The organism is Pantoea sp. UYEF8, assembly GCF_040546285.1.
Taxonomy (GTDB): Bacteria; Pseudomonadota; Gammaproteobacteria; order Enterobacterales; family Enterobacteriaceae; genus Pantoea; species Pantoea brenneri.
This window is the reverse complement of sequence record NZ_JBEPNM010000008.1, coordinates 67913-83072: the sequence shown is the minus strand read 5'-3', so window position 1 is coordinate 83072 and position 15160 is coordinate 67913. Positions and strand designations below refer to the sequence as shown.

12 protein-coding genes are annotated in these 15160 nt (G+C 57.2%); 4 read left to right on the top strand and 8 right to left on the bottom strand.

Annotated elements, in window-relative coordinates; genetic code table 11:
- Nucleotides 1–2: 2 nt before the first annotated feature.
- Together ABIB18_RS15625 and ABIB18_RS15620 are read right to left on the bottom strand one after the other, a co-directional pair.
- Complete coding sequence (locus ABIB18_RS15625; protein WP_046289227.1) at nt 3–1748, bottom strand: dihydroxyacetone kinase family protein; 1746 nt, start codon at nt 1746–1748, stop codon at nt 3–5.
- The gene (locus ABIB18_RS15620; protein WP_354474818.1) at nt 1745–3067 is read right to left on the bottom strand and encodes an MFS transporter; all 1323 of its coding nucleotides are present in this window, start codon (nt 3065–3067) and stop codon (nt 1745–1747) included. Before ABIB18_RS15620 ends, ABIB18_RS15625 begins: the two co-directional genes overlap by 4 nt.
- 450 nt (nt 3068–3517) lie before the next feature.
- Here ABIB18_RS15620 and rpiB point away from each other — a divergent pair, with 450 nt between their 5' ends.
- Together rpiB and tal are read left to right on the top strand one after the other, a co-directional pair.
- Nucleotides 3518–3976, top strand: coding sequence for a ribose 5-phosphate isomerase B (gene rpiB / locus ABIB18_RS15615; RefSeq protein ID WP_031375748.1), 459 nt, complete (start codon nt 3518–3520; stop codon nt 3974–3976).
- A 142-nt stretch (nt 3977–4118) separates the two neighbouring features.
- The gene (gene tal, locus ABIB18_RS15610) at nt 4119–5069 is read left to right on the top strand and encodes a transaldolase (RefSeq protein ID WP_089561212.1); all 951 of its coding nucleotides are present in this window, start codon (nt 4119–4121) and stop codon (nt 5067–5069) included.
- A 31-nt stretch (nt 5070–5100) separates the two neighbouring features.
- Here the strand turns inward: tal and trhA are convergent, their stop codons facing one another.
- Nucleotides 5101–5754, bottom strand: coding sequence for a PAQR family membrane homeostasis protein TrhA (gene trhA / locus ABIB18_RS15605; protein ID WP_089561213.1), 654 nt, complete (start codon nt 5752–5754; stop codon nt 5101–5103).
- A gap of 166 nt (nt 5755–5920) precedes the next feature.
- Here trhA and ABIB18_RS15600 point away from each other — a divergent pair, with 166 nt between their 5' ends.
- Both ABIB18_RS15600 and ABIB18_RS15595 read left to right on the top strand, forming a co-directional pair.
- Nucleotides 5921–6640 carry a MurR/RpiR family transcriptional regulator gene (locus ABIB18_RS15600; protein ID WP_031375751.1) on the top strand — a complete coding sequence of 240 codons (720 nt, stop codon included), beginning with the start codon at nt 5921–5923 and terminating at the stop codon, nt 6638–6640.
- Between the two features lie 115 nt (nt 6641–6755).
- On the top strand, nt 6756–8195 hold the full coding sequence (locus ABIB18_RS15595) for a 6-phospho-beta-glucosidase (protein WP_069728858.1): 1440 nt from the start codon (nt 6756–6758) through the stop codon (nt 8193–8195).
- Nucleotides 8196–8233: 38 nt separating this feature from the next.
- On the opposite strand, the gene ABIB18_RS15590 is transcribed toward ABIB18_RS15595, so the two are convergent.
- The 5 genes from ABIB18_RS15590 to ubiI all read right to left on the bottom strand — a co-directional run bounded on the left by ABIB18_RS15590 (nt 8234) and on the right by ubiI (nt 15155).
- Nucleotides 8234–8977, bottom strand: a complete 744-nt coding sequence (locus tag ABIB18_RS15590; protein WP_046289229.1) for an SDR family oxidoreductase — start codon at nt 8975–8977, stop codon at nt 8234–8236.
- Between the two features lie 75 nt (nt 8978–9052).
- Nucleotides 9053–11926: an aminomethyl-transferring glycine dehydrogenase gene (gene gcvP / locus ABIB18_RS15585; RefSeq protein ID WP_046289230.1), complete on the bottom strand. Its 2874-nt coding sequence runs from the start codon at nt 11924–11926 to the stop codon at nt 9053–9055.
- A gap of 80 nt (nt 11927–12006) precedes the next feature.
- Nucleotides 12007–12393: a glycine cleavage system protein GcvH gene (gcvH, locus tag ABIB18_RS15580; RefSeq protein ID WP_031375752.1), complete on the bottom strand. Its 387-nt coding sequence runs from the start codon at nt 12391–12393 to the stop codon at nt 12007–12009.
- 23 nt (nt 12394–12416) lie between these two features.
- Nucleotides 12417–13514 (bottom strand): glycine cleavage system aminomethyltransferase GcvT, encoded by a 1098-nt coding sequence (gcvT, locus tag ABIB18_RS15575; RefSeq protein WP_354474740.1) that lies wholly within the window; start codon nt 13512–13514, stop codon nt 12417–12419.
- A gap of 438 nt (nt 13515–13952) precedes the next feature.
- Entirely contained in the window at nt 13953–15155 is a 1203-nt protein-coding gene (gene ubiI / locus ABIB18_RS15570; RefSeq protein WP_089561215.1) for an FAD-dependent 2-octaprenylphenol hydroxylase, read from the bottom strand.
- Nucleotides 15156–15160: the final 5 nt, after the last annotated feature.

Sequence of the window (15160 nt, the reverse complement as noted above, 5' to 3'; positions counted from 1 at the left end):
GCTCAGACTCCCTGCCCGGCGGTCGCGTGATCTTTCAACAAATCAGCCACCGTATTAACAATCATTGCCAGCGAAATGGCTCCTGCATCGGGCGTACCGAGACTTTTTTCGGCCAGCGGACGGGCGCGACCCATTTTAGGCAGCAGTTGTGCCGTGGCCTGCGCCGCCTGGTCAGCCACGCGCGCAGCTTCGTGCCAGGCGTCCGTCAGCGAGGCACCGCGTGCGACGGCCGCATTCAGGCTGTCGCTGAACGGCACCAGCACATCAACCATGGTCTTGTCGCCGACCCGCGCTTTACCAAAGTGCTGAATCCCTTCCTGCGCCTGTCGTACGCCTCTGGCGATTCGCGCAGCGTCCGGCGTCTGATTATCACCGATAGCGGTTCCGATGGCGGTCAGCGCTACGCCCCACAGTGCGCCAGAGGTGCCGCCCGCTTTGTCTGCCCAGGCATCCGCAGCACGGCATAACAGCGTGCCGGCACCGGCGCCCCGGGCTGCGACTTGACGCGCCTTTTCCACCGCGCCCAACACGCCGCGTTCCATGCCGATGCCGTGATCGCCATCGCCGGCGACCGCATCAATATCTCCCAGTTTTTCGGCGTTGCGTTGCAGCATCGTGGCCACCGCCTCCAGCAGTTGCAGCACCTGTTGTGCGCTCTGCTGTGAGGCGGCGCTGGCGACAGGCAGACTCTCTTCCGCCTGCGCCTGCGTGGCCTCCTGACCCAGCGGTTCGGCAACGATAACGCTGCCTTTGCGATAGGCCGGCGCATTCGCCGGGGCGCGCCAGAAGGTTTCCAGCTCATCATCCAGCCACATCAAGGTCAGTGAGGCACCGGCCATATTGAAGCTGGTGACGAATTCACCGACGTCCGGCTCGACGATCTGCAGCCGCGCCGCCTCAAGCAGTTGCGCCACCCGCCGGTAGACCACAAACAGCTCTTCATATTTCACCGTGCCGAGACCGTTAAGAATTACCGCCACCCGCTGTCCCGCCGTCTGGCTGACGCCCGGCGGCAGTTCGCTGAGCAGCCGGCTGACAAAGATGTCAGCCATCTCATCGGCGGTTGGCACCTCCGTCTCTTTGATGCCCGGTTCGCCATGAATCCCCAGGCCCAGCGCCATCCGCCCTTTTTCAACTTCAAACAGCGGATGTGATGCGCCGGGTAAGGTACAGCCAGAAAATGCCACGCCAAATGAACGGGTGCGGTTATTGGCATGCTGCGCCACCCGCAGCACCTCCGGCAGCGCATAGCCTGCTTCTGCGGCGGCACAGGCGACTTTGAATACCGTCAGATCCCCCGCCACCCCGCGCCGCTTTTCAATCTCGTCGATGCCGGCGCTGGAAATGTCGTCGGTGACCGCCAGAATGTCGCACGGAATACCCTCGCCGCGCAGACGCTCACAGGCCTGACCGAAATGCAGCACGTCACCGGCGTAGTTGCCGAACATCAGTAATACGCCGCCGCCATTGTTTGCCGCGCGGGCCACATTATAAATTTGCTGCGCCGACGGCGAGGCGAACAGGTTACCCATTGCCGCGCCGTGCGCCAGACCCTGCCCAACCAACCCGGCGAACGCCGGATAGTGGCCGGAGCCACCGCCGACCACCACCGCCACGCTGCCCGGCTGGCTGCGGGTGTTGCGTACCACTCCGCCAGGCACCTGACGCACTTTATCGGCATTGGCGGCCACAAAGCCTTCAATCAGTTCAGCCGCGAAGGCTGAAGGTTGGTTAAACAGGTAAGTCATGGTAATTGCTCCTGTGCTAGAGAGGTCGGTTCCTGCTGGCGACTGCGATTCAGCAACAGCATCAGCACCGCTGACAGCAGCATAAATCCGCCCACCACAAACATCGGTACGGTGTAGCTGCTGGTTGCATCGTGCAGCGCGCCAGTGATATAGCCCGCCGAGAAGCCTGCGACATTGCCCAGCGTATTGATCAGGGCGATAGCGGCCGCGGCAGAGGCACCGGTCAGAAACTGCGTCGGTAAGGTCCAGAAATTGGGTAAGGCGGCAAAGATCGAGCTGGCGGTAATCGCAATCACCATGATGGTGGTGAACGGTGAGTCCATGAACAGCGCCAGCGGCACGCTGATACCACCGGCCACCGCCGGGATAGCGATATGCCAGGTTTTGCAGCCACGACGTGAGGCGTCACGGGACCAGAAGAACATCACGACTGCCGCAATCAGATAAGGGACGCCGGTGATCAACCCTTTCTGCATCACATTGAAGGTGGTGCCGAACTGCTGCTGGAAGCCGCCGATGATAGTCGGCAGGAAGAAAGCCAGCGCGTACAGGCCATAGATAAAACCGAAGTAGATCAGACACAGCATCCAGACCCGACCATTACCCAGAATGCTGCGGACGCCCTGGTGTCCGGTGTGCTGCTTGGCCTGATGCTCAGCATCCAGCTCACGGGTCAGCCAGTTTTTCTCATCCGCCGTCAGCCATTTCGCCTGCCGCGGTGAATCCACCAGCCAGAACAGCGCCACAATGCCGATCAAAATCGCCGGAATCGAGACGCCGAGGAACATCACGCGCCAGCCCGCAAGTCCAAACAGGCCATGCTGTTCAATGAAGGACGCTGCCAGCGGTGCGCCAAATACCACGGTCAGCGGCTGCGCCAGGTAAAAAAGTGACAGAATTTTGCTGCGATGGCGCGCCGGTACCCACATGCTGAGATAGAGGATTGCGCCCGGGAAAAAGCCCGCCTCGGCGATGCCCAGCAGCAGGCGCAGGGTATAGAGCCCATTAATGCTGCTGACCCAGGTGAACAGCAGCGACACGATGCCCCAGCTGATCATGATGCGCGCCAGCCATCTGCGGGCACCAAAGCGATGCAGGGCCAGGTTGCTCGGCACTTCCAGCAGGATATAGCCGATGAAAAAGATGCCGGAGGCGAGGCCGAACTGTACGGCAGTCAGGCCGAGGTCCTGCATCATGCCATTCGGCCCGGCGAACGAAATTGCCGTACGGTCGAGGAAGTTGATAAAAAACATCAGGGCGACGAACGGCACCAGTCGCCAGGAGATCTTACGAATCGCGGATTGCTCCACTGCGGTCATTGTGGTTTGGGTCACGACGCACCTCCGGTCCGGGCGCGATGAAAGAGAGTGTCAGGTGTTGGCAACGCACGCGGTGCATTGTCGAAGCAGGTGCAAAAAACAGAGCCTGGGTAATCCATGTGCGAGTCCTCGATGGGTCTTCTTGTACATTGGTATCACTACGCGAACAAATGAACAGTACACGTATAATTGAGCAGCTCTCAACTGCAACAATGAGATCTGTGATCCTCTTCAAACGAATTAAATCTGGTGCACTTTTCAGATAAAACGCCGAAAGCGCCGCGCTGTGCGGCGTGAAGGCCGCCTTTGCCTGCGCTTCACGGTCGAATTGCTTTCCAAACAAATGAAATAGACTTGAACATATGAACAGAAGTGTGTCAGGCTGATGCTGAACATTTTTGCGCCTGCTGTTGCATGGCGGGCTGAGCGGGTAACTTGCTGGAGAAGACGATGAAAACGATCGCGATTGGCGCCGATGATGCGGCGATTGAGCTGAAAAACCTGATTAAACGTCATCTGGAAGAGAAGCAGTACGAAGTGGTGGATTACAGCAATGACGCCCGTAATGACCGGCCGATGTATCCGGATGTGGCGTTTGCGCTGGCAACCGCTATCCAGCAGGGGAAATATGAGCGTGGAATTCTGCTGTGCGGCACCGGAATCGGGGTGGCGATTGTCGCCAACAAAGTCCCCGGCGTCCGTGCGGCCCAGTGCCACGACACCTTCTCTGCTGAGCGCGCCCGTAAAAGTAACAATGCCCAGGTGATGACGATGGGCGCACGCGTGGTCGGGCCGGAGCTGGCGAAAAGTATCGTCAACGCCTGGCTGGCGTCAGAATTTGAAGCCGGCGGCTCGAGCGCTAAAGTCGATAAAATTGAGTACTACGAGCAGGCCAGCCTGAATAAGTAAGCCGCCTTTGCTGTGCGGGCGAAGTCAGTCAACTCAGGGCTTCGCCCGATCCCCCTTACCGACACCACCAGAAATGCGACGCTGCTTTCGCAGGGAAAAGTGTGCCCGCCATGGCGCTGCAGACCTGATTATGGAGTGAAAAATGAACCCCTTAGAGGCGTTGAAACAGTACACCACCGTGGTCGCCGACAGCGGCGATATCGAGGCGATACGTCGCTATCATCCGCAGGATGCCACCACTAATCCGTCACTGATTCTGAAAGCGGCGACCCTGAGCCGCTACCAGCCACTGATTGAAGAGGCGGTGAATTACGCCAGAACACAGGGCGGCAGTAAACAGACGCAGATCATCAATGCCTGCGATCGGGTGGCGGTCAATCTGGGCGTGGAGATCCTGAAAAGCGTGCCGGGCCGGGTTTCGACCGAGGTCGATGCGCGGCTCTCATTTGACCGCGGCATGTGCGTCACCCGGGCTGAAAAGCTGGTGCGGATGTATGAACAGCAAGGCGTCGACCGCTCACGTATTCTGATTAAGCTGGCATCAACCTGGGAAGGGATCCGCGCGGCTGAAACGCTGGAGCGCAACGGCATTCAGTGCAACCTGACGCTGCTGTTTTCCTTCGCTCAGGCGCAGGCCTGTGCCGAAGCCGGGGTGTTCCTGATTTCGCCGTTTGTCGGACGCATCTCTGACTGGCATCACAGCCGCAATCCGCAGGCGGAATACACAGCGCAGCACGATCCGGGCGTGGTATCGGTTCGCAATATTTACCACTACTACAAATCTCACCGCTATCAGACGGTGATTATGGGGGCCAGCTTTCGTAAAACCGAACAGATCCTGGCCCTGGCCGGTTGCGATCGGCTGACCATCTCGCCTGAGCTGCTGCAGAGCCTGGAAAGCAGTAATTTGCCGGTGACGCGCCAGCTGACGCCTTCGACTGCGGTGTCGAATCCGCCCTCGCCTCTGACGGAAGCGCAATTTCGCTGGCTGCATAATCAGGACGCGATGGCGGTCGATAAGCTGGCAGAAGGCATCCGCCAGTTCGCACTCGATCAGCAAAAGCTGGAAGATATGCTCGCGTCACAGCTCTGATCGCGGCCAGGCGGAGGATCGCTCCGCCTGGCTATCCGACATAAAAGTAAATCGCGCAGAAGTGACAGACACAGCCGCCCAGTACAAACCCGTGCCAGATAGCATGATTGAATGGAATGCGGCGCGCGACGTAGAAAATGACCCCAAGCGAATAGATGATGCCGCCGATTGCCAGCAGCCAGATACCGCCGGGTGCCAGCGTCATCGCCAGCTGATACACCACGATCAGCGACAGCCAACCCATGCAGAGATAGGTTACCAGCGACAGCACTTTAAAGCGGTGCGCAATGGTCAGCTTAAAGATGATGCCGGCCAGTGCCAGGCTCCAGATCACCACCATCAGACCGTAGGCCAGCGGCGACCTCAGGCCCACCAGCAGGAAAGGCGTATAGGTGCCGGCAATCAACAGGTAGATAGCGCAGTGGTCCAGCTTTTTCAGCCAGGGTCTGGCCCGTCCGTTGGGAATGGCGTGATAGAGCGTTGAGGCCAGGAACAGCAAAATCATGCTGCCGCCGTACAGGCTGTAGCTGGTGATCGCCATGGCATCTGCGCCCGTATCCCTCGCCTGGTTAAGCATTAATACCAGTGCGACAACGCCAAACAGACAGCCCAGCCCATGACTGATGCTATTGGCAATTTCCTCGGTCAGTGAGTAGCCCGTTGAGGGTAAACGCGTGGTGGTCATAAGGTGTCCTGAAAGTGAAGCGATAAAAAAAACCTTATCCAGAGTAGCCAACATCAGTTTCGGTGTACACATGTACGCTGAAATTAATCTGTGAAACCTTGTAACGGGCAAACCAGCCGATGAATCTGGTAAACTGCGGGCTGGTCAACTGTACAATGAGCCACCCATGTTTTCGCACCGCGATCTCGCCCGCCTTAACGACCTGGAAATGCAGGTTTATCAGTTCATCATCAAACATCGTGAACGTGTCAGCTATATGACCATTCGCGAGCTGGCCGAGCAGGCCGCGGTCTCCACCACTACCGTGCTGCGATTTTGCCGCAAGATGCACTGTGAAGGCTGGTCGGAATTCCGTATCCGGCTACGGTTAACCGAGCAGCAGACTGCGCCGCAGGTTAATACCGCCAGCGTCAATGAGATGCTGAGTTTTTTTAAAAGTATTAATAACCCGGAGTTCGAGCAGATCATTGCCCAGGCGGCGCAAAAGATTAATCGGGCGGAGCGGGTATTTTTTATTGGCGTCGGCACCTCAGGCAGCCTGGCAAAATATGGCGCCCGTTTCTTTTCCAATTTGGGTAAATTCAGCCACGCGATTGACGATCCCTATTATCCGGTCAGCCCTGATCTGTATGAAAATGCGATTGCGATTATTTTATCCGTCTCCGGCGAGACCGAAGAGATCCTGCGCATTGCCAGCCAGTTCAGCCTCAACAAGTGCAAAATCATTGCCATCACTAACACCGAGAGCTGCTCGCTGGCGAAAATGAGTGATTTCAGCCTCTGCTATCACGTCCCGATTATTCGGATGGCTGATAATTCAGACATTACGACGCAGGTGCCGGTCACCTATATTATTGAAGCGATTGGCCGCCAACTGGGTAAATAAAACAGCCTGTTTTTCTGATGTAACAGATCACATTACTGGCGCGCTGTTATATCGTGACTTTCATTATTGCCTTGCTAAACTCATTCCAATTTCAATATCCGTAATGGGGTGAAGCATGAGTGCAGAATTGCAGTTACCAAAAGGGTTTCTTTGGGGCGGAGCGGTGGCAGCGCATCAGGTTGAAGGCGGCTGGGATCAGGGCGGTAAAGGCGTCAGCATCGCTGATGTGCTGACCGGCGGTTCACACGGCGTCGATCGGGTGATTACCGACGGTGTCCAGCCCGGCAATTTCTATCCTAACCATCAGGCCGTTGAGTTCTACTCACACTATAAACAGGATGTCGCGCTGTTTGCCGAAATGGGCTTCAAATGCTTCCGCACCTCAATTGCCTGGACCCGCATCTTCCCGAATGGCGACGAGCAACAGCCAAACGAGGCTGGCCTGCAATTCTACGACGATCTGTTTGATGAACTGCTGAAGTACGGCATTGAACCGGTCATCACCCTCTCCCACTTCGAAATGCCCTATCACCTGGTGAAACAGTACGGCGGCTGGCACAACCGCAAAGTGGTCGATTTCTTTGTGCGTTTCAGCGAAGTAGTGCTGAATCGCTATAAAAACAAAGTGAAATACTGGATGACCTTTAACGAGATCAATAACCAGCGCAACTGGCAATATCCGCTGTTTGGTTACTGCTGCTCTGGGGTAATCTTTACCGAGCATGAGAAGCCTGAGCAGGCGATGTATCAGGTAATGCACCACCAGTTTGTCGCCAGCGCTAAGGTGGTCAAACTCGGTCATGCTATTAATCCTGACTTCCGGATTGGCTGTATGATCGCCATGGTGCCGGTCTACCCATTCTCCTGTCATCCTGATGATGTGGTGCTGGCGCAGGAAGCGATGCATCAGCGTTACGTGTTCAGTGATGTGCAGATGCGCGGCTACTATCCGACCTACACGCTGAAAGAGTGGGCGCGTAAAGGCTATGAGATCCAGATGGAAGCGGAGGACGCCGACACGCTGCGTGAAGGCTGTGCGGACTACGTCGGTTTCAGCTATTACATGAGTAATGCCGTGAAGACTGATGCCAGCGGCGTGGACGATCCGATCACCGGTTTCGAAGGCGTGGTAAAAAATCCACACGTTAAAGCGTCAGACTGGGGCTGGCAGATTGACCCGGTCGGCCTGCGTTACGCGCTTAACGAGCTGTATGAGCGTTATCAGAAACCGCTGTTTATCGTAGAAAACGGTTTTGGCGCAATCGACAAGCCAAACGACGCGGGCGTGATTGAAGATGATTACCGTATCGATTATCTGCGCGCCCACATCGAAGAGATGAAAAAGGCGGTGACGCACGACGGCGTGGAATTAATGGGCTATACGCCGTGGGGCTGCCTGGATTGCGTCTCCTTTACCACCGGCCAGTACGATAAGCGTTACGGCTTTATTCACGTCAATAAAAACGACGACGGCAGCGGCGATTTCTCCCGTTCGAAGAAGAAAAGCTTTAACTGGTATCAGCAGGTCATCGCCAGCAACGGCGAAAACCTGTAACGGATGACGCCGCGGCTGAAAAGCGGCGGCGCTGTCGGTTAGCGTCCGCCGGCGGCATCAATGATGCTGCCGGTGACATAAGAGGCCGCCTCGCTGGCCAGCCAGACGATCGCTTCTGCCACCTCCTCTGCCTGCCCGCCGCGGCCCATCGGGATTACACTGGCGAGGCGATCAACCCGGCCTGCTTCACCCCCGTCGGCATGCATCTCGGTATAAATGAATCCCGGACGAACCCCATTTACCCGAATCCCCTGCTGCGCGACTTCCAGCGATAACCCTTTGGTCAGCGTATCCATCGCCCCTTTAGAGGCGGCGTAATCGACGTACTCTCCCGGTGCGCCAAGCCGTGAGGCGGCTGACGAGACGTTAACAATCGCGCCGCCCTGACCGCCGTGATGGGTGCCCATACGTTTTACTGCTTCGCGGCTGCAGAGAAAGGTGCCGATGACGTTAGTGGCAAACACTTTGTGCAGGCGTGCTGCATCCAGCTGCTCGACCCGGCACTGCTGAAACAGAATCCCGGCGTTATTGACCAGCAGCGTCAGCGGCGCTGGCTGTTGATCGAGCTGCGCAAACATCGCCATCACCTGGGCTTCATCAGCAATATCTGCCTGCAGCGCAAAGGCCTCGCCGCCCTGCTGCTGAATCTCTGTCACCACCTGCTGTGCTTCTGCCTCGCGCTGGCGATAATTGACCGCCACCCGATAGCCTCTGGCCGCCAGTAATAACGCCGTGGCGCGTCCGATACCGCGGCTGCCGCCGGTAACCAGTGCTAATTTCATTTCGCCTCCAGATAAAAAAGGGCCGACGAATCGGCCCTGCTCAGATTTGCTTAGCGGCTATGCGATTGGCGTGAGTTACTGATAGTCGCTCATTGGTACGCAGGAGCAGAACAGATTGCGGTCACCAAACACATCATCCAGACGTTTTACCGTCGGCCAGTATTTGTTGTGGCTGCCCGCCGGGAAAACCGCCAGTTCACGGCTGTAAGGATGCGTCCACTCGCTGACGATTTCCAGTTGGGTATGCGGCGCATTCACCAGTGGGTTGTCTTCCAGCGGCCATTCGCCCGCCGCGACCCGGTCGATCTCCATACGAATAGAGAGCATCGCATCAATAAAGCGGTCCAGCTCGATTTTGCTTTCCGATTCGGTCGGCTCCACCATCAGCGTGCCCGCGACCGGGAACGACATGGTTGGCGCATGGAAACCGTAGTCGATCAGGCGTTTGGCAATATCCAGTTCGCTGATGCCGGTCTGCTCTTTCAGTGGCCGGATATCAAGAATACATTCGTGCGCCACCCGACCATCACGGCCGGTATAGAGCACCGGATAGGCGGACTGCAAACGACTGGCAATATAGTTGGCATTCAGGATCGCGACTGAACTGGCCTGCTTCAGCCCTTCTGCTCCCATCATGCGGATGTACATCCAGCTGATCGGCAGAATAGAGGCGCTGCCAAACGGGGCCGCTGACACCGCTCCCTGCTGGGTTAATACGCCATCGATCTGCACCACGCTATGGCCCGGAACAAACGGTGCCAGATGCGCTTTTACGCCAATCGGCCCCATTCCCGGTCCGCCGCCGCCGTGCGGGATACAGAAGGTTTTATGCAGGTTAAGGTGCGAGACATCCGCGCCAATATAGCCTGGCGTGGTGATACCGACCTGGGCATTCATGTTTGCGCCGTCGAGATAAACCTGACCGCCGTACTGATGCACAATCTGGCAGACTTCGCGGATGGTCTCTTCATAAACGCCGTGTGTTGACGGATAGGTCACCATGATGCAGGAGAGTTTATCGCCCGCCTGTGCCGCTTTCTCACGCAGATCGCCGAGGTCGATGTTGCCCTGTTTGTCACAGGCCACCACTACCACATCCATGCCGGCCATCTGGGCCGACGCCGGATTGGTGCCGTGCGCCGAGCTGGGGATCAGGCAGAGGTGACGGTCGCCCTGATTGCGGCTTTCATGATAACGACGAATTGCCAGCAGACCGGCATATTCGCCCTGTGCACCAGAGTTCGGCTGCATGCAAAGCGCATCGTAACCGGTGAGCTGCACCAGCCACTGTGACAGCTGACCGATCATCTGCAGATAACCGCTGGCCTGTTCTGCCGGGCAGAACGGGTGCAGTTCGGCAAATTCCGGCCAGGTAATCGGGATCATTTCTGCCGCGGCGTTGAGCTTCATGGTGCAGGAGCCCAGAGGGATCATCGCCTGATTCAGCGCCAGATCCTTTTTCTCCAGGCTGTGCATGTAGCGCATCATCTCTGTTTCACTGTGATGACGGTTGAACACCGGATGGGTCAGAATATCGCTGTGGCGCTGCAAACCGGCTGGAATCGACTGGCTCTCCAGTGCGACTTCGCTGTCGAGCTTATCCAGATCCAGGCCGTGCGCATCGCCCAGCAGAATGGCGAACAGCGCCAGAATATCTTCACGACGGGTGGTTTCATCCAGCGTGATGCCAACAGCATGGTGAATATCGCTTCGCAGGTTGACGCCAAAGCTCTGAGCGCGGTTCAGGACCGCCGCTTTGTCTGTTACTTCAACCGTCAGCGTATCGAACCAGTGCTGATGACGCAGCGTCAGGCCGCCTTGTTGCAAGCCCGCCGCCAGAATGTTGGTAAAACGATGAATACGTGAGGCAATGCGTTTCAGTCCGGCCGGACCGTGGAATACCGCATACAGGCCAGCGATATTCGCCAGCAGCACCTGTGAGGTACAGATGTTGGAGTTGGCCTTTTCACGACGGATATGCTGTTCACGGGTCTGCATCGCCATGCGCAGCGCGGTATTACCGGCGGCATCGCGGGAGACGCCGATGATGCGCCCCGGCATTGAACGTTTATGCTCATCGCGGCTGGCGAAGAAGGCCGCATGAGGGCCACCGTACCCCATCGGCACGCCGAAGCGTTGTGCGGAGCCAAAGACAATATCGGCACCCTGCTTGCCTGGCGCTTCCAGCAGGACCAGCGACATGAAATCCGCTGCGACGCTGACCACCACTTTGCGGGCTTTCAGTCCGGCAATCAGCGCGCTGTAATCGTGCGCTTCACCGGTGGTGCCAACCTGTTGCAGCAGCACGCCAAATAGATCGTCATGATCCTGCGCTTTTTCAGCCCGATCGATAATCAGTTCAAAGCCAAAAGTTTCGGCACGGGTCCGCACCACATCCAGCGTTTGCGGATGAATATCATCGGCAATAAAGAATTTGTTGGCATTTTTCAGCTTGCTGACGCGTCTGGCCATCGCCATCGCTTCTGCCGCAGCGGTCGCTTCGTCCAGCAGCGAGGCCGAGGCGATATCCATGCCGGTCAGATCGAGGGTCACCTGCTGGAAGTTTAACAACGCCTCCAGTCGTCCCTGCGAAACTTCCGGCTGATACGGAGTATACGCGGTGTACCAGCCTGGGTTTTCCAGCATATTGCGCAGGATAACCGGTGGGGTGATCACCGCGCTATATCCCATCCCGATCCAGGATTTGTAACGCAGATTCTGGCTGGCAATCGCTTTCAGTTCAGCCAGCGCCTGTTGTTCCGTCGCCGCTTCACCCACGGCTGGCGGGCCGGGCAACTGAATGTCGGCCGGGACAATCGTGCCGATTAACGCCTCCAGCGAGGGGGCGCCAATCGCCTCAAGCATCATCGCTTGCTGCTCGGGTGAAGGACCGATATGGCGCTCAATGAATGCACCGTTGTGTTCAAGCTGGCTGAGAGTCTGAGTCATTAGCAGTAAATCCTGAATCGGGCTGGGGAACAGAGAGTGCAAACAGAAATCTGCGGCCTCTGCGCGAGGCCGCCTGACGATTACTCGTCGATAGAGGCTTTGTAAGCGTCCGCGTCCAGCAGCGTGTCAATTTCAGACTCGTCGCTGGCTTTGATTTTGAATAACCAGCCGCCATCATAAGGTTCGCTGTTGACCTGCTCTGGCGAATCGGACAGAAGGTCGTTAACCGCAACAATCTCACCGCTGATTGGTGCATAGATGTCGGAGGCCGCTTTGACTGATTCGGCGACTGCACACTCTTCACCAGCAGCAAAGGTTGCGCCGACTTCAGGCAGATCGACAAACACCATGTCACCCAGCAGTTCCTGCGCATGTTCGGTGATGCCTACGGTATAAGAACCATCTTCTTCTTTGCGCACCCACTCGTGGCTGTCGCGGTACTTCAACGTATTTGGCACATTGCTCATTGGCCATTTCTCCTGAATAAAATTTACTGGGCGACCGGTTTACCGGCGCGGACAAAAATCGGTCGGGTAACCTTTACCGGCATCTGGCGGTTACGGATCTCAACGATGGCGGTGTCGCCGATACTGGCTGGCACGCGTGCCAGGGCAATGCTGTAACCCAGAGTGGGCGAAAACGAACCGCTGGTGATGATCCCTTCCTGTGGCTCGCCCTGATCGTCGGTAAAGCGCACGGGCAAGCCGTTACGCAGCACGCCTTTTTCGGTCAGGATCAGCCCGACCAGTTTTTCGGTGCCGCGTTCACGCTTTAACGTCAGCGCTTCACGTCCGATGAAGGCCCGATCGGCCGGCTCCCAGCTCACCGTCCAGCCCATGTTGGCAGCCAGCGGTGAAACGCTTTCATCCATTTCCTGACCGTACAGGTTCATGCCGGCTTCCAGCCGCAGCGTGTCACGTGCACCGAGACCCGCAGGTTTTACTCCGGCGGCCAGCAACCGCTGCCAGAAATCGGCCGCCTCGTCTGCCGGTAACGCAATCTCATATCCCGCTTCGCCGGTGTAGCCGGTGGTGGCAATAAACAGCGCCTCCGCCTGTACGCCGAAGAACGGCTTCATCCCGGATACCGCCTGCCGTTGTGTCTCGCTGAACAGCGTCTGCGCTTTCTGCTGGGCCTGCGGCCCCTGTACGGCAATCAGCGCCAGATCGTCACGTTCGGTCAGCGTAATGCCGTAGCCCTGCGCATGTTCAGCGATCCAGGCGAGGTCTTTCTCCCGCGTTGCGGAATTCACCACCAGCCGGAAAAAGTCTTCGCTCATAAAGTAAACAATCAAATCATCAATGACGCCACCTGATGCATTCAGCATGCCGGTATAGAGCGCCTTGCCGGGCTGAGTCAGTTTTGCCACGTCATTTGCCAGCAGGTAGCGCAGAAATTCGCGGGTACGCGGGCCTTTCAGGTCAACAATGGTCATGTGGGAGACATCAAACATGCCGGCGTCATTACGCACCGCATGATGCTCATCCATCTGGGAGCCATAGTGCAGCGGCATCATCCAGCCATGAAAATCCACCATGCGAGCGCCGCAGGCCTGATGCTGTTCAAACAGAGGTGTTTGCTGAGTCATAACCATCCTGTGCAGAAGCGAGTGAGTACCAAAGCGCGCCGCAAACCCTGCCGACGCAAACGTTCTCTTTAGGCTGACGTTACCACCGAATCTGGCGATTAACCATAAGCAAACCGGGGTCGAAAGCTGATGCACAGCCTAACCAGGATTAATCACCGACAGGATAAAAAACTGCAATTTTGTGATTAATCACGCAATAAATGTAGGAAGGTTAAATAACCGCAGCAAATTTATGCGAGAAGCCGTTCAGGATGTTATAAAAAATGCGGTGCTCGCCGATGCGCCGAATAAGAAAAAGTAATGCGAATTGAGCGGCAAAATTAGAATAAATCAAACGAGGGGCGATAGTGGTGCGGCGCTGCCTTGTGATGGTGCAGAGTGGGTTTCGGACAGAAAAAAAGCCAGCAAATGCTGGCTCGGGAGCGGGTCAGAGCGGGTTCAGCGTAGCCACGCCGGCAGGTCATTCAGGCCCATCGCCTGCTTCAGCATCAGCGGTTTAACGCCCGGCAGGCTGTCTGCCAGCTTCAGGCCGACATCGCGCAGCAGTTTTTTTGCCGGGTTGTTACCGGCAAACATCTCACGGAAGCCCTGCATGCCAGCCAGCATCAGCGCGGCGCTGTGCTTACGGCTGCGTTCGTAGCGGCGCAGATAGAGGTGCTGTCCGATATCTTTGCCTTGCTGATGCAGCCGGCGAATTTCACCGATCAGTTCAGCCGCGTCCATAAAGCCCAGGTTCACGCCCTGTCCTGCCAGCGGATGAATGGTGTGGGCCGCATCCCCGACCAGCGCCAGGCGGTGCGCGGCAAAATTACGGGCATAGCGCGCCGTCAGAGGAAACGATTTGCGCTCGCTTTCCAGCTGGCACAGACCAAGCCGCATATCAAACGCCACCGACAGCTGCTGATTGAATAACGCTTCCGGCATACTTTCCAGCCGGCTCGCCTCCTGCGGTGACAGCGACCAGACAATCGAACTCAGATGCGGGTCCTGCATCGGCAGGAAAGCCAGAATACCGTCGCCATGGAACACCTGACGCGCTACCGCATCGTGCGGCATCCCGGTGCGGACGTTAGCGACCAGCGCGTGATGATCGTAATCCCAGAAAGTCAGCGGGATATCGGCTTTGTTACGCAGCCAGGAGTTGGCTCCGTCAGCCGCAATCATCAGACGCGCGGTTAACATATTGCCATCCTGCAGGGTAATAAAGGCTTCGTTATCGCCAAACGCCACCTGCTGCAGCTCGGCGGATGCCATCAGCGTCACGTCGCTGCAGGCGCTGGCGCGTTGCCACAGGGCGCGATGAATCACCGGATTTTCGATAATATGGCCCAGGTGAGACAGCCCCTGCTGCTGATCGTCAAAGGCGATGGTACCGAAACTGTCCTTATCCCACACTTCCATACCGTGATACGCACTGGCACGCAGCGAGAGAATGGTCGACCAGACATCCAGCTTCTGTAGCAGACGCTCACTGGCCGCATTGATAGCCGAGACGCGAATCGAGGGTGTATCACTCAGGCTGACTGGCGGCTCGGGAGATTTTTCCAGTACCGCGATGCGCAGTCCGCTGCCCTGCAGGCCACAAGCCACTGCCAGTCCGACCATACCGCCACCGGCAATCACCACATCAAAAGTTTGCATCAAAG